The sequence below is a fragment of the Janthinobacterium sp. 1L-D-8-B-C4 genome, from assembly GCF_057291295.1.
Genome location: NZ_JBXAVX010000003.1, coordinates 538,572 through 560,318, shown reverse-complemented (window position 1 = coordinate 560,318; position 21,747 = coordinate 538,572). Strand labels below are relative to the sequence as shown.

General features: G+C 64.3%; 20 protein-coding genes. 7 read left to right on the top strand and 13 right to left on the bottom strand.

Features of this window, described 5'->3' with window-relative positions:
- Nucleotides 1-16 precede the first annotated feature (16 nt).
- Both AC0Z42_RS08490 and AC0Z42_RS08485 read right to left on the bottom strand, forming a co-directional pair.
- A complete protein-coding gene (locus tag AC0Z42_RS08490) occupies nt 17-1,168 on the bottom strand; it encodes a GGDEF domain-containing protein (RefSeq protein WP_485467780.1) in 1,152 nt (383 codons plus the stop codon).
- Between the two features lie 29 nt (nt 1,169-1,197).
- Nucleotides 1,198-1,473, bottom strand: coding sequence for a hypothetical protein (locus AC0Z42_RS08485; RefSeq protein ID WP_485467779.1), 276 nt, complete (start codon nt 1,471-1,473; stop codon nt 1,198-1,200).
- 144 nt (nt 1,474-1,617) lie between these two features.
- On the opposite strand from AC0Z42_RS08485, the gene AC0Z42_RS08480 reads away from it, so the two are divergent.
- Complete coding sequence (locus AC0Z42_RS08480; protein WP_485467778.1) at nt 1,618-2,403, top strand: spermine/spermidine synthase domain-containing protein; 786 nt, start codon at nt 1,618-1,620, stop codon at nt 2,401-2,403.
- Between the two features lie 127 nt (nt 2,404-2,530).
- Nucleotides 2,531-5,410 (top strand): bifunctional diguanylate cyclase/phosphodiesterase, encoded by a 2,880-nt coding sequence (locus tag AC0Z42_RS08475; protein WP_485467777.1) that lies wholly within the window; start codon nt 2,531-2,533, stop codon nt 5,408-5,410.
- Here AC0Z42_RS08475 and AC0Z42_RS08470 read toward each other — a convergent pair.
- The 5 genes from AC0Z42_RS08470 to AC0Z42_RS08450 form a co-directional block, all read right to left on the bottom strand.
- Nucleotides 5,407-6,456: an MORN repeat-containing protein gene (locus tag AC0Z42_RS08470; RefSeq protein WP_485467776.1), complete on the bottom strand. Its 1,050-nt coding sequence runs from the start codon at nt 6,454-6,456 to the stop codon at nt 5,407-5,409. The genes AC0Z42_RS08475 and AC0Z42_RS08470 overlap by 4 nt on opposite strands.
- Before the next feature lie 80 nt (nt 6,457-6,536).
- On the bottom strand, nt 6,537-7,418 hold the full coding sequence (locus tag AC0Z42_RS08465; protein WP_485467775.1) for a LysR substrate-binding domain-containing protein: 882 nt from the start codon (nt 7,416-7,418) through the stop codon (nt 6,537-6,539).
- A gap of 69 nt (nt 7,419-7,487) precedes the next feature.
- On the bottom strand, nt 7,488-8,108 hold the full coding sequence (gene trhA / locus AC0Z42_RS08460; protein ID WP_485467774.1) for a PAQR family membrane homeostasis protein TrhA: 621 nt from the start codon (nt 8,106-8,108) through the stop codon (nt 7,488-7,490).
- A 58-nt stretch (nt 8,109-8,166) separates the two neighbouring features.
- Entirely contained in the window at nt 8,167-9,675 is a 1,509-nt protein-coding gene (locus AC0Z42_RS08455) for an NYN domain-containing protein (protein WP_485467773.1), read from the bottom strand.
- Between the two features lie 89 nt (nt 9,676-9,764).
- Nucleotides 9,765-10,871: a dienelactone hydrolase family protein gene (locus tag AC0Z42_RS08450; protein ID WP_485467772.1), complete on the bottom strand. Its 1,107-nt coding sequence runs from the start codon at nt 10,869-10,871 to the stop codon at nt 9,765-9,767.
- Between the two features lie 231 nt (nt 10,872-11,102).
- Here AC0Z42_RS08450 and AC0Z42_RS08445 point away from each other — a divergent pair, with 231 nt between their 5' ends.
- The 4 genes from AC0Z42_RS08445 to AC0Z42_RS08430 all read left to right on the top strand — a co-directional run bounded on the left by AC0Z42_RS08445 (nt 11,103) and on the right by AC0Z42_RS08430 (nt 13,906).
- On the top strand, nt 11,103-11,519 hold the full coding sequence (locus AC0Z42_RS08445; RefSeq protein ID WP_485467771.1) for a BON domain-containing protein: 417 nt from the start codon (nt 11,103-11,105) through the stop codon (nt 11,517-11,519).
- Nucleotides 11,520-11,544: 25 nt separating this feature from the next.
- A complete protein-coding gene (locus AC0Z42_RS08440) occupies nt 11,545-12,069 on the top strand; it encodes a hypothetical protein (protein WP_485467770.1) in 525 nt (174 codons plus the stop codon).
- Nucleotides 12,070-12,171: 102 nt separating this feature from the next.
- Nucleotides 12,172-12,534: a flagellar basal body protein gene (locus AC0Z42_RS08435; RefSeq protein ID WP_485467769.1), complete on the top strand. Its 363-nt coding sequence runs from the start codon at nt 12,172-12,174 to the stop codon at nt 12,532-12,534.
- A gap of 64 nt (nt 12,535-12,598) precedes the next feature.
- Nucleotides 12,599-13,906 carry a right-handed parallel beta-helix repeat-containing protein gene (locus tag AC0Z42_RS08430; protein ID WP_485467768.1) on the top strand — a complete coding sequence of 436 codons (1,308 nt, stop codon included), beginning with the start codon at nt 12,599-12,601 and terminating at the stop codon, nt 13,904-13,906.
- Here AC0Z42_RS08430 and AC0Z42_RS08425 read toward each other — a convergent pair.
- The 6 genes from AC0Z42_RS08425 to AC0Z42_RS08400 form a co-directional block, all read right to left on the bottom strand.
- Nucleotides 13,893-15,518 carry a CehA/McbA family metallohydrolase domain-containing protein gene (locus tag AC0Z42_RS08425; RefSeq protein WP_485467767.1) on the bottom strand — a complete coding sequence of 542 codons (1,626 nt, stop codon included), beginning with the start codon at nt 15,516-15,518 and terminating at the stop codon, nt 13,893-13,895. The genes AC0Z42_RS08430 and AC0Z42_RS08425 overlap by 14 nt on opposite strands.
- Before the next feature lie 108 nt (nt 15,519-15,626).
- A complete protein-coding gene (gene paoC, locus AC0Z42_RS08420) occupies nt 15,627-17,825 on the bottom strand; it encodes an aldehyde oxidoreductase molybdenum-binding subunit PaoC (protein WP_485467766.1) in 2,199 nt (732 codons plus the stop codon).
- Entirely contained in the window at nt 17,822-18,802 is a 981-nt protein-coding gene (locus tag AC0Z42_RS08415) for an FAD binding domain-containing protein (protein ID WP_485467765.1), read from the bottom strand. The genes paoC and AC0Z42_RS08415 overlap by 4 nt, the downstream gene beginning before the upstream one ends.
- Entirely contained in the window at nt 18,799-19,434 is a 636-nt protein-coding gene (gene paoA, locus AC0Z42_RS08410) for an aldehyde dehydrogenase iron-sulfur subunit PaoA (RefSeq protein WP_485467764.1), read from the bottom strand. Before paoA ends, AC0Z42_RS08415 begins: the two co-directional genes overlap by 4 nt.
- The gene (locus AC0Z42_RS08405) at nt 19,427-20,065 is read right to left on the bottom strand and encodes a carboxymuconolactone decarboxylase family protein (RefSeq protein ID WP_485467763.1); all 639 of its coding nucleotides are present in this window, start codon (nt 20,063-20,065) and stop codon (nt 19,427-19,429) included. Before AC0Z42_RS08405 ends, paoA begins: the two co-directional genes overlap by 8 nt.
- 85 nt (nt 20,066-20,150) lie before the next feature.
- Complete coding sequence (locus AC0Z42_RS08400; RefSeq protein ID WP_485467762.1) at nt 20,151-20,624, bottom strand: (R)-mandelonitrile lyase; 474 nt, start codon at nt 20,622-20,624, stop codon at nt 20,151-20,153.
- A gap of 260 nt (nt 20,625-20,884) precedes the next feature.
- On the opposite strand from AC0Z42_RS08400, the gene AC0Z42_RS08395 reads away from it, so the two are divergent.
- Entirely contained in the window at nt 20,885-21,721 is an 837-nt protein-coding gene (locus tag AC0Z42_RS08395; RefSeq protein WP_485467761.1) for an IclR family transcriptional regulator, read from the top strand.
- The last annotated feature ends 26 nt before the right edge of the window (nt 21,722-21,747 follow it).

Genomic DNA, 21,747 nt, shown 5'->3' with positions numbered 1-21,747 from the left:
ATATAAGTTAGAGCGTTCAGACGTCCAGTGCGCTAGTCTCCGGGGCCGCCATCACGCGGTTGCGTCCCGCTTGCTTGGCCGCCTGCAGCGCCTCGTCGGCGCGCTTGAACAGGGCCACCGTGCTGTCGTCGGCGCGGATGGTGGTCACGCCCAGGCTGGCCGTCAGGCTGAGCACGGCTTTTTCCGTTTTCACCGGCAAGGCGGCGACGGCGGCGCGGATGCGTTCGGCCACCATCAGCGCGTCATTCAAGCTGGTGCGGGGCAGCTGGATGGCGAATTCGGCGCCGCCCAAGCGGCCCATCAGGTCGCTGTCGCGCAGTTGCTGGCGGCAGATGTCGACCACGCTTTTCAACACCGCGTCGCCGACCGGGTGGCCATAGCTGTCGTTGACGCGCTTGAAGTCGTCTAGATTGAGCACCACCAGCGCGGTCGGCAGGCCGGGCCGGCGCGCCAGCGCCATCCACGGCGCCAGCGCCTGGTAAAAGCCGCGCCGGTTCGGCACGCCCGTGGCAGCGTCGACCACTTCCAGGCGCGCCAGTTCGCCGCCCAGCTTTTCGCGCGACAGCAGCAGATAGCCGAAGGCATTGGTCAACATCATCAGGTACAGCGCGCCGAAGCCGGCCAGCTGCATCAGCTCGGCGTCAAAACCGGGCACGAAGGCGGCCAGCACGCCGCGCACGGCGATCAGCAGCGACAGCAGGCCCATGGCGACGGCCAGGAAGCGGCGCAGCATGCTCGCCTCGCGCCACTTCAGGCACAAGGCGGCCACGCCGGACAGGAAGAAACCGGCCACGATCAGCGAACCGCCGGCGCTGCGCAGCAGCGGCGCGACGTCAAACACATGGCACAGCGCGAACAGCAGCACGGCCACGCCCAGCGCCGGCAGCAATCGCCGGCGCCAGCCGCTCTTGCCGGCCGCCTGCCACAAGGCGCCCGCGTCGAGCGCCATGCCGGCAAACAGCAGGCTGTTGCCGAGCAAAACGGACAGGAAATCGGGCACCACGCCGCGCAGGTACAGCAGGCACCAGGCTACAGCCTGGCACTGCTTGGCCAGCGCCCAGGTCGACATGGCGAACGACTTCTTGCGCTCGTATTCAAAGAAAAACAGCGCGGCGCACAGGCTCAGGTTGCCCAGCGCCAGCGCCAGGACCAGGGTCTTGATATCCATGCTTCAGTCCAGAGCGCGTGCGTGCGCCATCAGATCTCGTGTTCGACATTGGTGCTGCCGTCGCCGACCTTGCTGGCCCAGGCCTGCACGAAACAGTGCTTTTCCTCTTCGGTGGGCGCGTCGTACCAGAACACGATCAAGGTACCCTTGTGGTCGTGGATCTGCGCCACTTTTTCGATGAAATGCGCGTTGCCGGCCTGGTCGGCCATGGCCGCAGCGTAACCGTAGACGCGCGTCAGCCGCTCAATACGGTCGGGCTCGGTAAAACTGTTGGTGGCGGTAATGGTGGGGTGATCCAAAAACATGCTTGTCTCCATGGTGCCCGATCTTGCCGGCAGCTTGCCGAGGCGCCGCGGCCCTATGGGGATAATAAATCGGGTATGCTGTCAGGAGCTTATCAGATTTCTCTGAATGCAACAAAACCTGGCCTGTTTTCCACCGATTCATTGATGCCCATCGACGCACGCACTACCGCCCCTCCCCATCCTCTGGTGCACACCGAGGGCGACCGGCGCCGGCTGGAGTTTTGTCCCGGCATGATCCAGAGCGAAATGCTGCTGTCGCGCCCCGATCACCTGCTGCTGCGCTACGCGCGCGCGATGATGTGCTTTACCCTGTTCGTGCCGCGTCCGCGCCATATCCTGATGGTGGGCCTGGGTGGTGGCTCGCTGCTGAAATTCTGCCACCGCTACCTGCCTGACGCGCGCATCACGGTGCTGGAGCTGCGCGCCGACGTGATCGCGCTGCGCGAGCAATTCATGGTGCCGCCCGACGACGCCCGCCTGCGCATCATCGAAACCGACGCCGTCAGTTATATCCGCCAGCATCCGGCCAGCGCCGACGTGCTGCTGCTCGACGGCTTCGACGCCAGCGGCCTGCCTCCGGCGCTGGGCAGCGCGCGCTTCTATGCCGACTGCCTGCGCGCGCTGGTGCCCGGTGGCGTGCTGGTGGCCAACCTGTTCAATTACGATCCGCACTATGCGGCCATGCTGGGGCGGCTGATGCTGACGTTTCGCGGCCAGGTATGCCACTTCGACGGCATCGCCGGCAACAACCGCATTATCTTCGCGGCCAAGCCGGAACGCATGCAGCCCGGCCAACGCTACACAGGCCGCTCTGCCCGCATGGTGCGCCTGGTGCGCTGGCGGGCGCTGTTCGGCCTGGGCTTCCTGAACCGCCTGCTGCCAGCGTGGCAGCTGTGGCGTTTGCAACGGCGGGCGCAGCGGCCGGATTGAAACGGTGTTGCATAATGGCACTGCACGGCTGCAAAATCAGCACGCCAGACAGCGTTTATGACACACTACGGCTGCGCCGGCCCGCCCTCGCTGTTGGCTACATCCATCCTGAACGAGAACTCTTTCCATGCTGCGTGGCCGCCTGCCCTACTCCCTTTCCGCCGCGGCCGCGCTGACGTTTGCCTGCGGGGTGTCGGTGACGGCGGTGCTGTTTGCCGCCATCAGCCAGCTCGAGTATGACAAGATGAGCCTGAGCCTGCAGCAGCGCGCCGGCGCGCGCGTGGCCGCCATCGAGCAGGGCCTGGACGACGCGGTCGAAGTGCTGACCACCACCAACCAGCTGTTTTCCGCCATCGTGCCCGTCACGCGCCAGCAGTTCCATGACTTCACCACGCCGCTGCTGCAGCGCCATCCGTTCATCCAGGCTTTCAATTTCCACCGCCGCGTGCCGCATGCGCAGCGCGCCGGCTTCGAAGCCGAGCTGCGCGCCATCGTGCCCGGCTACCGGATGCTCGAGATGCATGACGGTGCAATGCTGCCGGCCCCCGTGCGCCCGCACTACATGGTGGTCGACTACCTCGAACCGATGCAGGGCAACCTGCCCGCCTTCGGCCTGAACGTGCGCCCCGACGGCTTGCTGGCCGGCGCCCTGGAACAGGCGGTGACGGGCAACCTGACGGTGGCCACCGGCCTTTTGAGCCTGGCCCAGGGACCGGAAAAAGGCTTCGTCATCCTGCGCCCCGTGTACCGCCAGGGCGCGCCGCTCGACACCCCCGAGCAGCGGCGCGCGGCCGTGATCGGCGACACGGCCGCCATCATCCGCGCTGGCGAACTGGTGCAAAAAATCCTGTCGGGCGCCGAGCTGCTGGACGATCCGCAACTGGAAGTCGAAGTATTTGCCGGTGCCGGCGCCGCAGCGAACACGCGCATCTTCCGGCACGGCGCGGTGGCCGAACAGGACGGCAACACCGGCTGGCACCGGCTGCCGCGCTGGCTGCATTTCGCCTATCACAGCCGCTATGACAGCGGCTTTGCCGCCGCCGGCCGCTCCTGGCACGTGCGCGTGGTGGCGCACCCGCGGCCCTTCATGGCCGACCACCTGGGTTCGTTGTTTACGCTGATCACGGGCTTTCTGTTCAGCCTGCTGACGGCCGCTTTCGTGCAGTCGCTGACGCAGCGCTCGCGCCGCGTGCAGCTGCTGGTCGAACAGCGCACGGCCGACCTCAAACGCAGCAACGAGCTGCTCAGCGAAGACGTGCGGGCGCGCCAACGCACCGAACGGGCGCTGCAGGAAAGCGAAAAGCGCTTTCGCCGCCTGCTGGCGCTGTCCTCGGACTGGTACTGGGAACAGGACGCGCATTTCCGCTTCACGCACATCACCAGCGGCTTTGCCGACAAGTCCAATATGCCACTGGAGCGCTTTATCGGCGCCACGCGCTGGGACCATAATCCCGACATGCGCAATGCACGCTGGGGCAAGCAGCACATCGCCACGCTGCAGGCCCACCTGCCATTCTTCCACCTCGAATATGCGATGGCCGACCGCGACGGCAAACTGCGCTGGTTCAGCATCAATGGCGAGCCGCTGTTCGATGAGCTGGGCGACTTCAAGGGCTACCGCGGCACCGGTTCCGAGATCACCGAACGCAAGCTGGCCGAACAGCAGATACAGCATATCGCCCACCATGACGTGCTGACCGGCCTGCCCAACCGCGCCCTGCTGCACGACCGGCTGGTGCAGGCGATGGCACTGTCAAGGCGCAAGAACCGCGCGCTGTGGGTGCTGCTGATCGACCTGGACCGCTTCAAGTTCGTCAATGACAGCCTGGGCCACAAGGCTGGCGACCTGCTGCTGAAAACCATCGCCGCGCGGCTGCAAACAAGCCTGCGCGAAAGCGACACCGTGGCGCGCCTGTCGGGCGATGAATTCGTCGCCATCCTGTGCGAGCAGGCCGATGAAGCGCTGGGCCAGGCGGTGGTGCAGCGCATCATGGACGCCGTGGCGCAACCGGTGCTGTTGGACGGCAAGGAATTTTTTGTGACCTGCAGCATCGGCGTGGGCGTCTACGACATCACGCAGTTCGACGCACCCGGCGACGTGACCCTGAACGGCGAAACGCAGAACCTGATCGAGCAGGCCGACATCGCCATGTACAGCGCCAAGAAACAGGGCCGCAACAACATCAAGTTTTACACCAAGGCGATGAACCAGGCCACGCTGGAACGGCTGCGCATCGAAACGGCGCTGCGCAACGCCCTCGAGCGCGACCAGTTCGTGCTGCACTACCAGCCGCAGCTGGACCTGGCGAGCGGGCGCATCGTCGGCGTCGAAGCGCTGCTGCGCTGGCGCCATCCGGAGCTGGGCATGGTCGCGCCCAACCGTTTTATCGCGCTGGCCGAAGACACCGGCCTGATCGTGCCGATCGGCGCCTGGGTGATGCGCCAGGCCTGCGCGCAGATGCAAGCCTGGCATGCGGCCGGCCTGGGACAGCTGCGCCTGGCGGTGAACCTGTCGGCGCGCCAGTTCAATGAACCGAACCTGGTGGCCTCGATCGCCGAAGTGCTGGCCGAAACCGGCCTGGCGCCGGCCTGCCTGGAACTGGAACTGACGGAAAGCCTGTTCATGCACGACGTGGCGCTGGCGGTGAGCCAGCTGCACGACATGAAGGCGCTGGGGGTGCAGCTGTCGATCGACGATTTCGGCACCGGCTATTCCAGCTTTGCCTACCTGCGCACCTTCCCGATCGATGTACTTAAAATTGACCGCAGTTTTGTCGGCGACGTCGCCAGCGACCTTGATGACGCGGCCATCGTGGTGTCCATTATCGCGCTGGCGCACAACCTGAAACTGCGGGTGGTGGCCGAGGGCGTGGAAACGGCGGAACAGCTGGACTACCTGCGCCGCCACGGCTGCGACGAGGCGCAGGGCTTTTACTTCAGCCACCCGCTGCCGGCGCATGAGGTCGAGCTGCTGCTGCGCGGCGAACTGGTCACGCCGGCAGGCTAGTGCGTGACGCTCAGCGTGTAATTGAACGGCACCACCATGGCGCAAGGCTGGCCGGCACAGCGCCCCGGCGTATACTTGACCAGCATGAGGATCGAGCCGGCCAGCTTGCCCGCTTCGCTGTCCGGGCTTTCCAGCATGGTCACATGCTGCGGCACGCCTGCCTCATTGATGCTGACATTGGCGCGAAAGGTGCCCGTGGTGTAGCCATACGAGATCATTTTTCCCATCGCGCGCGAAATTTGCAGCATGCCCTTTTCCGGATAAGGCGGCGCATCGTCCTCCTGCAAGGCCTTGTACCTGGTTTTCACCAGCGCTTGCTGATCCGGCGTCAACTCGGCATACGGCTTTTCCGGCGGCACCACAAAATTGCTGCCGGCGACCTGGCGTATGTTCGAACCGGTACGCGCATCCTCGCGCTTGATGTTGTAAAGCTTGGGCGTCTCCGGCTGCGGCCGCTGCGTCAGCTGGAAACTGCCATTGAATCGGGCTTTCAGCACCTGCCCGTTCGGGTACAGTATCTCGCCGTCCCCGACCGGCTTGCCCTCGTGAAATGGGCCATGATAGGCGCCGCCCAGCGCAAAGGTCATGCTGCCGGTTCCTTCCGGGCCATGGCTCCAGCCGCCTTCATAACGGTCGCCACCGGCAAAGGCGGCCTTGACGTTGCCAACCGGCTTGCCTTGCTCGAAGCTGGCTTCCAGCTTGTTGCCGCTTTTGAACACCACCACCGCAGGCCCATGCAATTCGCCGTTCCGGTACGTGCCCTCGTGCACGCTGCCATCGGCCCACTGCGCGATGCCGGCCCCCTCCGGCACGCCCCTGACCAGCGGACCTTCATACCGCTCGGTTGGTTTGCCATCCTTGCTCCATTGCAAAGCACCGGGTCCGCTGGCATAACCTTCCTGGCAGGCGCCACTCCAGTACGCCACCTGACCGGCAACCCGCGCATGTTCGGCAATGCGGCAGTCCGGCTTGCCGGCGTAGTCGATCCCGGCGGCAGCGGCGCCGGAGGTGCACAGCAAGGCAATCAGGGAAAAGCTGGCATTCATAATACTTTTGCAATAGTTAAAGTTGCAAGATATTAACATAAGCTATACGGAGGAAAACACACGCATTCTCACGCCTAGCCTTAAAGCTTATGCTGCAAAAATTCGAGGAAACAGCTGATGCGCTGCGCCAGCTGGGTGTTGCGGTAATACACGGCGTGGATCTGCTGGCGGTAGCCGGTGTAGAACGGCTGCAGCACTTTCACCAGCCGTCCTGCCGCGATGTCGCCCTTCGTCATGAAGTCCGACAGGCAGACGATGCCCTGGTCGTGCAGCGCCAGCTGGCGCAGGGTTTCGCCGCTGGAGGCGGCCAGCGCCGGCACGATCTGCAGGCTGTTGCCGGCCTCGTGGCGCAGCGGCCAGTTGTTGCCCAGGTCGTACTGGGCAAAGCCCAGCAGCGCGTGATTGGCCAGCGCTTCCGGCGTGGCCGGCTCGCCGTGGCGCGCCAGGTAGGCCGGCGTGGCCAGCAGGTACAGCGGGCTGGAACTCAAGGCGCGCGCATGCAGGGTCGAGTCGGCCAGGGCGCCGATGCGGATGGCGATATCGGTGCGGTGTTCCAGCAGGTCGGCGATCTGGTCGTTGCTGGTCAGTTCCAGGCGTATCTCCGGATACATGGCGCGAAACTCGGCCACGTGCGGCACCACGCAATGCAGCATGAACGGTGACGCGGCATCCACGCACAGGCGCCCGGCCGGCTTCTGGCGGCGGATGCGGATGGACTCTTCCACGTCTTCCATGGAAGCGAGGATGGTGCGTGCGCGCGCCAGGAACAGCTGACCTTCTTCGGTCAGCTCCATGCGCCGCGTGGTGCGCGTGAGCAAGGATGTGGCCAGCTTGTCTTCCAGGCGCGACAAGGCCCGGCTCACGCCCGAGGTGGTTTGCCCCAGATGGACGGCAGCCGCGCTCAGGGTGCCGCTGTCGATCACGGTAACGAAAATTTTCAGGTCGTCCGAGTTGATGTCCATTCTTGCCCTTGTTTCACAGATCCGGGCATTATAATGGATTATCGGCAATAGTCAGGGCGGCGCCCAACGTCAGGCAACGTAGAACAAAATGGCGACAAAATGGCAGCTGCTGCCGGCCAGCACGAACAGGTGCCAGATGCCGTGGCCATGGCGCAGCTTGTGGTCGGTAGCGTAAAAGCCGATGCCGCCCGTATAGCACAGGCCGCCGGCAGCCAGCCACAAAAACCCGTTCCACTCCAGCGCCGCCAGCAGCGGCTTCAGGCCGATGACGATCAGCCAGCCCATCAGCACATAGATCACCAGCGACAAAATGCGCGCGCCCCTGGCATACAGATATTCCTGCACGATGCCGATCAGGGCCAGGCCCCACACCACGCCAAACAGCGACCAGCCCCATGGCCCGCGCAGGGTCACCAGCATGAAGGGCGTGTAAGTGCCCGCTATCAGCAGATAGATGGCGCAATGGTCGAGCCGCTGCAGCACCGTCTTTGCCTTGCTGGCGCGCACGCTGTGATACAGCGAGGAAGTCAGGTACAAGGTCAGCAGCATGGCTGCATACACGCTGCAGCTGACGATTTTCCAGGCGTCGCCGGTGCGCGCCGCCGCCACGATCAGGACCACGCCGCCGATCGCGGCCAGCGCCGCGCCAGCCACGTGGGAAATGCTGTTGAAGCGTTCGCCGGGGTACATGGTTACAGACCCCAAGCAAAGACTGGGGTCGGTCCCTGCCCTTGCTTCAGGGATTCAATCAACTTTCTTCAACCTTCTTGCGCGCAGGACGACGTGCAGGCGTCTTGCGTGGCGGCTTGGCCGGCTGTTCTTCCACCGTTGGCACGACCTCGACCACCGGCGCCACTTCGACCACAGCGTCAACAGCTTCAACCGCCGCCTTGGCCGGCTTCTTGGCAGCTGCCGCCTTGCGGGCCGGCGTACGCTTCGGTTTCGGCTTGACTTCGGCTGGCGTTTCGACCACAGCCTCGACGACCGGTTCGATCACCGGCTCCGGGATGAACTCGATCACCGGCGCAGCTTCCACGATCTCTGCAACAACAGCGCGCGCTTCGCGGTTGTTGCTGTTGCGCCCGCCACGGCCATTGCGGCGCGAACCGCGCTTGCTGTCTTCCGCCACGGTCTCGACCGCCTCAGGCGCTGGCTGCACCGGCTCCTGCACCGGTTCAACGGTGTCGACCTGCGTTTCCACTTCGGCCACCGGCACGAAAGCCTGTGGCGCGGTGTCATTGCGGCGGTTGTCGTTCTGCTTGCGCCCGCCACGGCCATTGCGGCGCGTGTCGCGGCGGTTGCCGGCGTTGCCAGGATTGCCATGCTCGCGGTTGCCTTCTTCCGCCATCACCGCGTCAGCAACAACGATGTCGCTGACGGTGTCGACGCTGGCCGCGACCGGCGCGGCGGCGGCCACCTGGCCGCTGCTGCGGTACACATAGGCGCCCGATTTTTCATCGCGGCCGAATTCCAGCAAGCCGCGCGCCTGCGCTTCTTCCAGCAGGTTGCCGAAGGTGCGGAAACCGTAGAACGATTCGCTGAAGTCGGGCTTGCGGCGCTTGATCGCTTCTTTCAGCATCGAGGCCCAGATCTTGCCGCTGTCGCCGCGCTCGGACACCAGCGCATCGAAGGTCTCGACCGCCATCTCGATCGCCTCGGTCTTGCGCAACTCGTATTTTTCCTTGCGGCGCACTTCTTCGTCGGCCGAACGTTTCGGCGCCGGGGTATCACGCTCATCGCGCTCGTTGCGCGCATCGCGCTTGGCGGCCGTGCGGCGGCTTTCACGCACCAGGTCGTCATAAAAGATGAATTCGTCGCAGTTGGCCACCAGCAGGTCGGACGTCGACTGCTTCACGCCCACGCCGATCACCTGCTTGGCGTTTTCGCGCAGTTTCGATACCAGCGGCGAAAAGTCGGAGTCGCCGCTGATGATGACGAAAGTGTTGACGTGGGCCTTGGTGTAGCACAGGTCGAGCGCATCGACCACCAGGCGGATGTCGGCCGAATTCTTGCCGGACTGGCGCACATGGGGGATTTCGATCAGCTCGAAGTTCGCTTCGTGCATGGTGCCCTTGAAGCTTTTATAGCGGTCCCAGTCGCAATAAGCCTTCTTGACAACAATGCTGCCCTTGAGCAGCAAGCGTTCGAGGATCGGTTTGATGTCGAATTTTTCGTAGTTTGCATCGCGTACGCCGAGGGCGACGTTTTCAAAGTCGCAAAACACGGCCATGCTGAGGTTTTCTGGGGATGACGCCATAGGGATTTGTTCTCAAGTGATTGGGTAGGCTTGCCCCGATTATACCGAAGCGGACAGTTGCAGCAGGCCTTATCGTACGCGCCACCGTGTTACCCGCCCGCCGGCCACACCACATCGTCATTGACCACGTACAAATGACAGGGCGCGCTGCTGCCCTGCTGGCAGGAATCGAGCGCGCGAACGTCCGGGCTTTCGCCCTCCTCGGCCCAGCCCCAGGCGCCGCTGGCCGAGACGGCAAACGCGCGCGGCTGCAGCTTGTCCAGGAACGCACGGTAGGCGGCGCGCCCGCTGCCGGCCAGGTAGGGCACGGCGCCGATATCGGCGGCACTGGCAAACTGGGTGGCTGGCGCCGACGCCAGCTCGGGCAGCGCCACCACGGGCGCAGCCGGCATGCCGATGCGGCGCAGGAAACGCTCGGTGGGCGCCAGCCACACTGCCACGCCGTCGCGGCTGCCCAAGGTCAGGTGGGCGTCGCGCTTGAAGGCGCCATAGGCAAACAGCTCGGCCTGGCCGCCAGCCTCTGCATAGGCTTGATACAGGCGGCGCACCAGCGACGGCGCGAAATAGCCATCGTTCTCGCCATACAGCCACAGGCTGGGAACCTGGCTGGCCGCGCCCAAAGTAGCAAAAGCTGCACCCAGCGCCGACTGCCAGTCGCACACGCCATCACTGACGCGCAGACCGCCGGCAAAGTTGAGCACGCCGCGCACGCCGGGCGGCGCCTGCGTGGCCAGCGACAGCGCCGCCAGCCCGCCATACGATTGGCCGGCAACAACCATGCGGCTGGCGTCGACCCAGCGCTGGCGCCGTGCATAGGCCAGCGCATCGCGCATGTCGCGCGCCTGGCCGGCGGCATTGGCCGCCATGTCGCAGCCATGGTCGCGGTATTCGCCGGTCGAACCGGCATAACCGGCGCGCATCGGCAGCATCACCGCGTAGCCGCGGCGCACGAATTCGGTAGCCATATAGATGAAGCGCTCGCGCGGCTGTTGCCGTGCCGGCCCCGGCTGCTTGCCATGATTCATCAAAAGCAGCGGAAACGGACCCGGTCCCGGCGGCCGGAACACGGTCGTTTCCAGCCGCTCGCGGCCACCGTCGCCAGACGGCACCATCACGATTTCTTCACGCAGGCGCGCATCGAGCGGCAGCGGCAACGCGTGGGCAAACAGGGGCAGGCTGAAAACGAAGAAAAGCAAAAGGCGGCGGACAAGCGGGAAAATAATCAACTCCGGGACGAGAACAATTAGTTGCTTCGAGTCTAGTCCACTAATTCCGCAAGGCAATATTAAATAATTATCGCAAGTAAGTTTTTTTGCGGCAGCTATTTACTTTGCCGCAACGTGAAGTACTTAACACCATGCCAATCTTGCCTGCTTTATGCTGAAGTTCTCGGCACAACAACCGCCGGTACTTACAAGGAGCATGGAATGCGAAATACAATAAAACTGATCAGCCTGACCCTGGCACTTGCCTGCAGTGCCTCGATCGCCACGGCGCAAACGGCGCCGCATGCCAAGGATCAAACCAAACCTGGCGTGACCAGCCCGGCCGCCGACAATTCGGACATGAACGAACGCGACAAGAACACTGCCAGCCAAACGCCGCAGAAGCAGTCGAACGCCAAGACCGACCGCGCCCTGCTGGCCGAAGCGCGCAAGGCCGTGGTCAAGGACGAGTCGCTGTCGACCACCGCCCATAACGTAAAAATCCTCGTGAAAGCCGGCGTGGTCACACTGCGCGGCCCGGTCAAGTCGGCCGAGGAAAAAGCCAAGGTCGAAGAACTGATCAAGCCGCTGGCCGGCGTGAACAGCATCGACAACAAACTCGATATCAAAACCAATTAAGCAACATCAATCAAGGAGAATCACCATGAGCAAGAACGCCGTTTATTGCATCGCCCAGGAACACACGCAAGCCGAAGTCATCGTCAACTCGCTGAAAGACGCTGGCTTCTCGAACAACGATATCTCGGTGCTGTTCCCCGACAAAACCGGCACGCGCGATTTCGCCCATGAGCAAAATACCAAGATGCCGGAAGGCGCAGCCACCGGCGGCGTAGCCGGCATGGGCACCGGCGCCGTGCTCGGCTGGCTGGTGGGCATTGGCTCGCTGGCGATTCCAGGTGTCGGCCCCTTCATTGCGGCCGGGCCGATCATGGCGGCGCTCGGTGGCGCAGCCATCGGCGGCGCAGCGGGCGGCATCGTCGGCGGCCTGGTCGGCATGGGCATTCCGGAACTGGAAGCCAAGCAGTACGACGACAAGGTTCGCAACGGCAATATCCTGATCTCGGTACATACCGAATCGTCGGACCAGATCAAGGTCGTCAAGGAAATTTTCGAGCGCGCCAACGCGCATGACATCAAGTCGACCTCGGAAACCCACGCACCAACCTGATCCGTTGCTGGTATCTGACTGCACAATGCCACCTTCGGGTGGCATTTTTCGTGGGCAACAGCAAACAGGAGTAAACTGGAATGCTATTTCCAGGGAGCCATCATGTCCATCTCCGCCCTCACCACCGGCACGTCGGGCCTGAGCGCCAACCAGCGTGCGCTGGACGTGACCGCCAATAACGTCGCCAACGCCAATACGCCAGGCTTCCAGCCGCAGCGCGCCAATTTCCAGGAAAGCAGCCCGGCGGGCAGCGGTGTGACCCTGTCCGCCGAGGGACGCAGGCTGTCGGCCAGCGAAACGGGCGGCGCGCCACCGGATGCCAATCCCGCCAGCCGTCCGAACGGCGTGGGCCTGTCCTCGGAACTGACTGATACCCTGGTGTACAAGGCCGGCTTCAACCTGTCGGCCAATGTCGTGAAAGCTGCCGACCAGGCGCTGGGCAGCCTGATCGATGTGAAAAGCTGACGCAGGCGGCTATCGTCATGCAAGCCCGCGCCAGGGCTTGGGTGGCCGCTCTACAATAGGTGGCATGAAGAAATATTTTGCCGCCCTGCTGCTTGGCGCCAGCCTCCTTCCCCTCGCGGCGCAGTGCGCCGATTTTTATGTCGCCCCTCAAGGCAATGACCAGGCCGATGGCAGCCAGGCGGCGCCCTGGGCCTCGTTCACGCGTGCGCAGTCGCAGGCGGAGCCGGGCGACACCATCTATTTTCGTGGCGGACGCTACTCCATCACGGCCGGGGTCAATACCTGCGCCAGCCGCACTGCCGTGGTCGATGCCATCCTCGTCAACAAGAGCGGCCGCGACGGCCAGCCGATCCGCTACTGGGCCTATCCGGGCGAGCAGCCAGTGTTCGATTTCAGCGCCATGAAGGACGATTGCCGTGTCAAGGGTTTTACCGTCAAGGCCAGCTGGGTGCACCTGAAGGGGCTGGAAATCACCGGCGCGCCACAACAGCCGCAAAATCGCCTCAATCACGAATCATGGGGTGTGTGGATCAACGGCAGCCACGATATTTTCGAGCAGCTGGACCTGCACCACAATATGGGACCGGGCCTGTTCATCCAGAACGGCAGCCATAATCTGGTGCTCAACAGCGACTCGCACCACAACTACGACCCGTACACCTCGAATGGCGCCGGGCAAAGCGCCGACGGCTTCGGCGCCCATATCAAGGCAAACCAGCCTGGCAATGTCTTTCGCGGCTGCCGCGCCTGGGCCAACAGCGATGACGGCTTCGACCTGATCAACGCCTATTCTCCCGTCACCATCGAGTCGTCCTGGGCCTGGCGACAAGGCTACCTGCCTGGCACCACCACGCCGCTGGCGGCCGGCAATGGCAACGGCATCAAGGCCGGCGGTTATGGCGGCGTGTATGTGCCCAACGGCGTCACGCACACGGTGCGCTTTTCGGTCGCCTTTCTGAACAAGGCGGCAGGCTTCTATGCCAACCACCATCCGCTGGCGATCAAGTTCTTTAACAATACGGCGTTTGGCAACGGCAGCAACTTCGACATGCTCGGCATAGCGCCCGATGGTTCAAGCATCAGTGTCGGCATACTGCGCAACAACCTGGCCTACAAGGGCCGTCTGGTGGTCCATGCGGACGGACTGGACATGGCGCACAATTCGTGGACCTTGCCGGCGCCGGTGACCGACCGCGATTTCGACGACGTATCAATCACCGGCTGGGACGCGCCACGCCAGGCCGACGGCAGCCTGCCGCTGCTGCGCAGCTATCACTTGCGCAGCAGCAGTGCCTTGATCGGCAAGGGTGTCGATGTCGGGCTGCCGTTCAAGGGCGCCGCGCCCGACCTGGGCGCGTTCAGCGCACCGTGACAAACACCGGGTTCGAATAGAACCACAGGCTGCGGTAGTTGCGGTCGTTGATGTCGTTGAAGCGCTGCAAGTTGTCGGCGCCGGCGGTGCGCTGGTCGGCCAGCGGTTCGCCGCCCTGCGTCAAGCCAGCCTCGTCCACGCCCAGGTTGGTGCCGCGCAGGCGGTAGTACTGGTTTTTCGAAGCGACGGTGTCAAAGCTGATCGTGTAATAGCCATCCGCGCCCAGCTTCCAGTCGGCGCTGGTAAAACGTTTGAGCACGCGGGTCGAGGCGTTGGTGGCCACCGCATACGCGGTTGTACCCGGCACAGCTTTTGCGCCCACATCGCCGGCAATCAGGTCGATATGATCGACCACCGGCTTGACGCTGGCCGCCATGCCGCTGTCGACCGGCTTTTCGTAGTTGTTTTTTGCCGGGCTCTTGAAACGGATGGTAATGGTAACCTTCTCGCCGCTGACGACCTGGAGTTCGCCGCCCATTTCCTTGCGTTCCCTGGCGCCTGACAGGTTGAAGTCGAGCGCGTTGATCAGGTCACCATAGACCGAAAACATCTTGCCCGAGCGCAGACCCTGCAACAAGTCTTTGGCGGTGGCGGCACCGGTGGCGCCGTTGAATACGTAGTTCTTCGCGTACTCGCCGGGAAAGTAGCCGCTGCTGTTGTTGCCGACGATCTTGAAGTGGGTGTCGGAATCGGTCAGGTTCCAGACGCGGCGCCCTTCGCCCAGCAAGGCATCCCACACGCCGCCCACTTTGGCCACCACGTAATCGACACCGCCATAGGCGCGCAGCGGCGCGTTTTCCGGCGTGTAGGCGGCGGTATAGCCGCCACGGTCCGGCTCCATCTGGTTGCCGACCATGCCTTCGATGGCGAACATGATATTCGGTGCGAGATCGTTGAAGCGGCGGAAGTCTTCTACCGTGTAGCTGCCCTTGTTGCGCGACGGGTGGTTGACTACCGCATAGCTGGTGTTCGGGTAATTGTCCTTGAGCCAGCTGATGGCCTTGAGCGCATCGTCGGCGCTCTTGTTATAGCGCGTTTCGCCATATTTGGCCTTCCAGGCAGCGACATCGGCGGCGTCGAACATGGCCGCATCGCGCGTGGTAAACAGGTATTCGAATTCGCGCACGCCGCGGGTGCTGACGGCCAGCTTGTCGCTGCCGTCGAAAATGCCGATGCCGATATGGTCGTGGGTCGGCATGTCCCATTCGAAGCCCGAGAAAATCAGTTTGCTGGCGTAGGTGGCACCCGGCGCCTGCAACGCGGCCAGGCGCGGCAACTCGTAGCGCTCGACGCCGGTCGCCATCGGAATCGGCGTGGCCAGCAGATTGCCCTTGTCGTCGCGGGTCGACACGCGCAGGTGGTTGGTTACCGCCATCCAGTCCAGGCCGTAGGTAGTGAAGGCCTTGGCCAGCACCTTGTCCAGGGTCTGGCTGACGTCGGCGTCGGCCGACTGCGTGGTGTGCGTATGCAGGTCGCCGGCGAGCCAGCGCCCCTGGACGGCGGGCGGGACGACAAAGGTATTGTCGCCGCCGCAGGCAGCGGCGACAACGCCAATGGCAATCGCGCTGGGGATCAGCAGGTGGCGCAGGGACAGGCGTGAAAGGTGCAGCATGATGGTTTCCGGAACGTTGGGTTGACAGTGCCGGCACGATAGCACCGGCCTGTGACCGCTTGATGACGGTGCCTGATGACGGCCCACCTGCCCCGCGCCGGCTGATACTCAGGCCAGCCCGGGCAAATGATCGAGCAGCTTGTCGAGCGTGATTGGGTAATCGCGCACGCGCACGCCGGTGGCGTTATATACCGCATTGGCGATCGCCGCCGGCACGCCGCTGATGCCCAGCTCCCCCACGCCCTTGGCCTTCAAGGGGCCGATGGTGGAATCGACTTCATCGAGGAAAATCACCTCCTGGTGCGGAATGTCGGCATGCACCGGCACTTCGTAGCCGGCCAGGTCGTGGTTGACGAAGAAACCGGCACGCTTGTCGACCACCAGTTCTTCCATCAGCGCCGCGCCGGCACCCATGGTCATGCCGCCGATGATCTGACTGCGCGCGGCCATCGGGTTGATGATGCGCCCCGCCGCGCACACGGCCAGCATGCGCCGGATGCGGATCTCGCCGGTGGCGCTATCGACGCCGACTTCGACAAAATGCGCGGCAAAGGTCTGCTGCGCATAGCGCTTCGACAGGTCGCCGTATTCCATCGCGTCTTCGGCCTGCAGTTCGCCTTGCTCCACCGCGTCAGCCAGTGGCCGGCTGTTGCCGCCGGCGCGCACGCGCCCGTCGGCGAACTCCACCTCGCCGCCGCTGAAACCCAGGCGCTGCGCCACCAGCGCGCGCAGCTTGACGCAGGCCGCATACACGCCGGCCGTCGACGAAGCCGCGCCGAACTGGCCGCCCGAGCCGGCGCCTTCCGGGAACTGCGAGTCGCCCAGGCGCACCACCACCTTGTCGAGGCCCACGCCCAGCATCTCGGCCGCCGTCTGCGCCAGGATGGTATAGCTGCCGGTGCCGATATCGGTCATGTCGGTTTCCACCGTCACGATGCCGTTGCGGCCCAGCCTGACGCGCGCGGCCGATTTGATTACCGGTGCGCCACGCACGCCGGCCGCCACGCCAAGACCGATCAGCCAGCGCCCGTCGCGGCGCGCTGCTGGCACAGGCTGACGCTGGCTCCAGCCGAACTTGTCGGCGCCGGCCTTCAGGCACTCGACCAGCTGGCGCCGCGAAAACGGTTTTCCAGGCGACTCGGGGTCGACCTGCGTGTCGTTCAGGATGCGAAATTGCACCGGGTCAAGGCCCAGCTTTTCGGCCATTTCATCCATCGCGATTTCCAGCGCCATCATGCCCGGCGCCTCGCCCGGCGCACGCATCGCGCTTGCTTCAGGCAAGTCCAGGTGCGCCACGCGCAGGCGCGTCATGCGGTTGGCGCCCGCGTAAAGGATGCGCGTGGGGGCCGTCGCGCTTTCAGGGCGTTCACCGAGGTTGCCGGACCAGCTTTCGTGGCCGATCGCCGTGATCTTGCCGGCGCGGGTGGCACCGATGCGGATGCGCTGGATGGTGGCGGCGCGGTGGGTGGTGTTATTGAACATCAGCGCGCGCTGCAAGGTCACTTTTACCGGCCGGCCCACCTGTTTCGCGGCCAGGGCCGCCAACACTGCGTCGCACAGGATGGAGCCCTTGCCGCCAAAGCCGCCGCCGATATACGGCGCGACGATGCGCACGTTTTCTTTCGGCATGCCGAGGATTTTGGCGATGTCGCGCAGGCCCCAGCCGACCAGCTGGATCGCCGTCCACAGCGTCAGCTTGTCGCCGCTCCAGGAGGCGATCGTCGCATGCGGCTCCATCATGGCATGCGCGTGGTCTGGCGTCGTATACGTGGCGTCCACGGTGACGGGGGCACCGGCAAAAGCGCCGTCAAAGTCGCCGATGCTGGACGCTTGCGCGGGCTTGGCCGGCAGCAGTTGCGCCGTGTCCTTGGCCACGGCCAGGTCGAACGCGCCCTTGCCGCGCGCATAGCGCACGCGCACCAGCCCGGCGGCGGCGCGCGCCTGTTCGAACGTTTCCGCCACCACAATGGCCACCGCCTGGTGATAGTGGTCGACCTCGGGTCCGGCCAGCGCCCGCGCCACGTAAAAAGCGCCGACATCGAGCTTGCCCGCATTCTGTGCCGTGACCACACCGAGCACGCCGGGCGCGGCGCTGGCGGCAATATGGTCGATCGCCTCGATGTGGCCCTTGGCGATCGCCGCGCCGACGATATAGCCATACACGGCGCCTGGCGCCGCCGCATGCTGCTCGTAGGCGTACGGCGCCTGGCCCGTGGTTTTCAGCGGGCCGTCGATGCGTGGCGTGGCTTTGCCGACCACCTTCAGGCGGTCGATCGGGTTGCGTACTGCCGGAGTATCGAATTTCATGCTTGCTTGCTCCTGTGTTCGCGGACATCATCGCGGGCGTCCAGCAGCACCGCTGCCAGGGTGCGCTCCACCAGCGTGATCTTGAACGCATTGTCGTGCGTCGGGCGCGCGCCTGCCAGCAAGGCAGCGGCCACCGCGCCGGCGCCATGGGGCAGATGAGCTTCCGCCGCCTCGATCCGCCATGGCTGGTGCGCCACGCCGCCGATGGCCACCCTGCCGCTGCCGTCAGCCTGGACCACCGCCGCCACCGACACCAGCGCGAACGCGTACGACGCGCGGTCGCGCACCTTGCGGTAGACATGCACCCCGCCCAACGGTGGCGGCAGGATCACGCCGGTAATCAGTTCGCCCGTTTCAAGCACTGTTTCAAGCTGCGGGGTGTCGCCGGGCGGGCGGTAAAAGTCGGCGATCGGTATCACGCGTGCGGCGCCGCCGGCACGTACGGTTTCCACGCCGGCGTCCAGCAGCCGCATCGCCACCGCCATGTCGCTGGGATGGGTGGCGATGCAGGCGGCGCTGCCCCCGATGACCGCATGCTGGCGGCTGGAGCCACCGATGGCCGAACAGCCGCTGCCCGGAATGCGCTTGTTGCACGGCTGGTTGGTGTCGTAAAAATACGCGCAGCGCGTGCGCTGCAGCAGGTTGCCTGCGGTGGTGGCCTTGTTGCGCAGCTGGCCCGAGGCGCCTGCCAGCAGGGTGCGCGACAAGACGGCGTAATCGCGGCGCACGCGCGGGTCGGCCGCCAAATCCGTATTGCGCACCAGCGCACCGATGCGCAAGCCGCCGCCTGGCGTGGTGTCGATGCGGTCGAAACCGAGGCCGTTGACGTCGATCAGGTGGTCTGGTGTCTCGATTTCCAGCTTCATCAGGTCCAGCAGATTGGTGCCGCCGGCGATAAAACGCGCGCCAGGGACGCGCTGCGCCGCTGCCGCTGCCTCTGCGGGCGTGGCCGCGCGCTGATAAGTGAATGCTCTCATGGCTGGCCTCCCGCTTCGGTGACGGCATCGACGATATTCGAATACGCGCCGCAGCGGCACAAATTGCCGCTCATGCGCTCGCGGATTTCATCAGGGCTCAACAGCGGTGGTTCGGTCAGGCTGGCGCTGGCATGACTGGGCACGCCGCGCCTGATTTCATCGAGCACGGCGACGGCCGAACAGATCTGGCCAGGAGTACAGTAGCCGCACTGGTAACCGTCATGCTTGATGAACGCCGCCTGCATCGGGTGCAGCTTGCCTGGCGTGCCCAGCCCCTCGATGGTGGTGATCCGTGCGCCTTCGTGCATCACAGCCAGGGTCAGGCAAGCATTGATGCGGCGCCCGTCGAGCAAAATGGTGCAGGCGCCGCACTGGCCTTGATCGCAGCCCTTCTTGGTGCCGGTCAGCTGCAGCCGCTCGCGCAGCACGTCGAGCAAGGTGGTGCGGGTGTCGACTTCCAGCTGCTGCGGCTGGCCGTTGACGGTGAAGGATACCTTGGCGAGCACGGGCGCGGCGGCGGCGGTATCGCCACTGGCCGTCTGCGCCAGGCCCAGGCCCGGCACGCTGCCCAGTACCGCGCCAGCCTTCAACAAGCTGCGCCGGCTGATTTTGATCTCGCTGAAATCATTCATGGCCGGCTTTCTGCAGGGCCGCTTGCGCCCGTTGCGCCGCCTCGGGGGCGCCGCGCTCGGCCAGCACCGTGAAGAATTGCCGCAGTTGCGGCACGCTCAAGCCCACGTTCAGGCTGACCGTCACATGCGACAGCAGCTGCGCTTCGACCCCGTTCATGGCGGCCAAGGCGGCAACGGTGGCCAGCTCGCGGCTTTGCCAGTCGAGATTGCTGCGCGCAAAAATATCGCCGAACAAATGGGTTTTCAGATAGCCGTCGATCTGCGGCGCAAAGTCGAAGAGCGGCCCTTTGACAGGCGCGCCGACCAGGCGCGTCTGGTTGGACGTACCCAGCGCCAGCAGCGCTTCGCCGGTCGGCACCGGATCCGATTCACTGCCTTCAACATCCTCGATGCCGCGCACCTTGCGCTGCTCCAGCACGGCCATCAGGGCGCCGAGCGCGTTGAGGCTGCGCGGAAAACCAGCATAGGCGTACAGCTGCACCAGGATCTCCTTGCAGTCATTGACGCTCAAGCCGGCGTCAAGTCCCTGGCCCAAAGCCACGCGCAGCAGCTCCATCTGGCCGGTGGCGGCAAAGGCGGCGATCGGTGCGATGGCCTGCTGTTTCGGCGAGAGTGTCTGTTCTGTTTGCATGTTCGTATTCTCCTGCGGTGATTGAGCGGCGGCGGCATGTTGGCCAGCCGATAAAGCCAGCGCCAACAGCATCGCGCGTGGCCACTTAATGTGATTGATATTGTTCATCGCTGACTTTCTCCATCCATTGCACGGCTTTTCCATCGAGAGTGCCGGTCATGGCGATATGCGTCAGCGAGCTGCCGGGCGCCGCGCCATGCCAGTGCTTGACGCCGGGCGGGCACCACACCACATCGCCTTCGTGCAGCGCTTGCACCGGCTTGCCCCATTCCTGGGTCAGGCCGGCGCCGGCCGTGACAATCAGGTACTGGCCACGCGGGTGGGTATGCCAGGCCGAGCGCGCGCCCGGCTCGAAGGTGACATAGGCGCTGCTGGCGTTGATCTGTTCATTGGCCGGTGACAGCATCTGCACGCGTACCTGGCCCGTGAAATACGCGGCCGGCCCGGTCGCAGGTGGAACGGCAGTGGCCGCCGTAATGGTTTGCGCTGCTTGCGCTTGCGCGTCAATGCTGGCCAGGTTGCTTGCCGCCAGCAGTGCGCAGGACAGGACATGTTTCATGAGGGGGCTCCTTTGCGTTCAGCGCATATCGCCGATGGTCTGGTGAACAATATAGCGGCTAGGCAACCGTGCGAATATGGCTGTTTCTCGCATGGGCTTATTAGCTGCGCTAATCAATTGCGATGCTGGCGAACGCTTGAGGCGGAAAATCCGGCACCATTTTAGTGCAGCGCACCATTTCGCTGTGCGAACCGATGTTTCATAAAACGGTTGACATGAGCAATCTGGCTAGGCAAACTGATTTGCAGGAGCGAGACAAAATGAACGCCAATCTGAAAAACATGCAGCCTGCAATCGATCCGGACATCGTTGTTTTCAGCGACGAGGACGAAGGCAAGGACCGCCAGTTCGTCAACGCGCTGGCGCGTGGGCTGGAAGTGCTGCGCTGCTTTCGTCCCGGTGAAATCTACCTGTCGAACGCCGACATGGCCAGGCGCACGGCGATCCCCAAGCCGACCATTTCGCGCCTGACCTATACCTTGACGAAACTGGGCTACCTGAATTATTCCGAACAGCTGGGCAAGTACCAGCTGGGCGCCGGCGTGCTGGCGCTGGGCTACCGCATGCTGTCGAACCTGGACGTACGCAAGCTGGCACGCCCGCTGATGGAAGAACTGGCCGAACATGCGCAGGCTTCGGTGTCGATGGGCACGCGCGACCGCCTCAGCATGGTGTACGTGGAAACCTGCCGCAGCAGCGCCAACGTCACCTTGCGTCTTGATGTCGGCTCGCGCATACCCTTGATGACGACGGCGATGGGCAAGGCGCTGCTGTGCATCCTGCCGCAGTCCGAACGCGACTACCTGATGGACCATGCGCGCACGCACGACACCGAACGCTGGCCACGCATCAAGGCCGGCATCGAACAGGGCTTCAGGGACTACCAGGACCGCGGTTTTTGCATCTCGGCCGGTGAATGGCAGAACGATATCCACGCCGTGGGCGTGCCGATGCTGGGTGCCGACGGCGAACAGGTGATGGCCTTCAATTGCGGCGGCCCGGCCTTTCTGCTGTCACGCGACAAGCTCGAATCGGACCTGGGGCCGCGCCTGGCGGCGCTGGTGAAAAACATCGAATCCAATCTGGGCCGCAGCTAGGCGCCCTTCCACATACGCAAAGGATC

Excerpts from the sequence above, each read along its gene's own strand:
- AC0Z42_RS08490 (WP_485467780.1), bottom strand. The coding sequence starts at position 1,168 with ATGGATATCAAGACCCTGGTCCTGGCGCTGGCGCTGGGCAACCTGAGC.
- AC0Z42_RS08485 (WP_485467779.1), bottom strand. The coding sequence starts at position 1,473 with ATGTTTTTGGATCACCCCACCATTACCGCCACCAACAGTTTTACCGAG.
- AC0Z42_RS08480 (WP_485467778.1), top strand. The coding sequence starts at position 1,618 with ATGCCCATCGACGCACGCACTACCGCCCCTCCCCATCCTCTGGTGCAC.
- AC0Z42_RS08475 (WP_485467777.1), top strand. The coding sequence starts at position 2,531 with ATGCTGCGTGGCCGCCTGCCCTACTCCCTTTCCGCCGCGGCCGCGCTG.
- AC0Z42_RS08470 (WP_485467776.1), bottom strand. The coding sequence starts at position 6,456 with ATGAATGCCAGCTTTTCCCTGATTGCCTTGCTGTGCACCTCCGGCGCC.
- AC0Z42_RS08465 (WP_485467775.1), bottom strand. The coding sequence starts at position 7,418 with ATGGACATCAACTCGGACGACCTGAAAATTTTCGTTACCGTGATCGAC.
- trhA (WP_485467774.1), bottom strand. The coding sequence starts at position 8,108 with ATGTACCCCGGCGAACGCTTCAACAGCATTTCCCACGTGGCTGGCGCG.
- AC0Z42_RS08455 (WP_485467773.1), bottom strand. The coding sequence starts at position 9,675 with ATGGCGTCATCCCCAGAAAACCTCAGCATGGCCGTGTTTTGCGACTTT.
- AC0Z42_RS08445 (WP_485467771.1), top strand. The coding sequence starts at position 11,103 with ATGCGAAATACAATAAAACTGATCAGCCTGACCCTGGCACTTGCCTGC.
- AC0Z42_RS08440 (WP_485467770.1), top strand. The coding sequence starts at position 11,545 with ATGAGCAAGAACGCCGTTTATTGCATCGCCCAGGAACACACGCAAGCC.
- AC0Z42_RS08435 (WP_485467769.1), top strand. The coding sequence starts at position 12,172 with ATGTCCATCTCCGCCCTCACCACCGGCACGTCGGGCCTGAGCGCCAAC.
- AC0Z42_RS08430 (WP_485467768.1), top strand. The coding sequence starts at position 12,599 with ATGAAGAAATATTTTGCCGCCCTGCTGCTTGGCGCCAGCCTCCTTCCC.
- AC0Z42_RS08425 (WP_485467767.1), bottom strand. The coding sequence starts at position 15,518 with ATGCTGCACCTTTCACGCCTGTCCCTGCGCCACCTGCTGATCCCCAGC.
- paoC (WP_485467766.1), bottom strand. The coding sequence starts at position 17,825 with ATGAAATTCGATACTCCGGCAGTACGCAACCCGATCGACCGCCTGAAG.
- AC0Z42_RS08415 (WP_485467765.1), bottom strand. The coding sequence starts at position 18,802 with ATGAGAGCATTCACTTATCAGCGCGCGGCCACGCCCGCAGAGGCAGCG.
- paoA (WP_485467764.1), bottom strand. The coding sequence starts at position 19,434 with ATGAATGATTTCAGCGAGATCAAAATCAGCCGGCGCAGCTTGTTGAAG.
- AC0Z42_RS08405 (WP_485467763.1), bottom strand. The coding sequence starts at position 20,065 with ATGCAAACAGAACAGACACTCTCGCCGAAACAGCAGGCCATCGCACCG.
- AC0Z42_RS08400 (WP_485467762.1), bottom strand. The coding sequence starts at position 20,624 with ATGAAACATGTCCTGTCCTGCGCACTGCTGGCGGCAAGCAACCTGGCC.
- AC0Z42_RS08395 (WP_485467761.1), top strand. The coding sequence starts at position 20,885 with ATGAACGCCAATCTGAAAAACATGCAGCCTGCAATCGATCCGGACATC.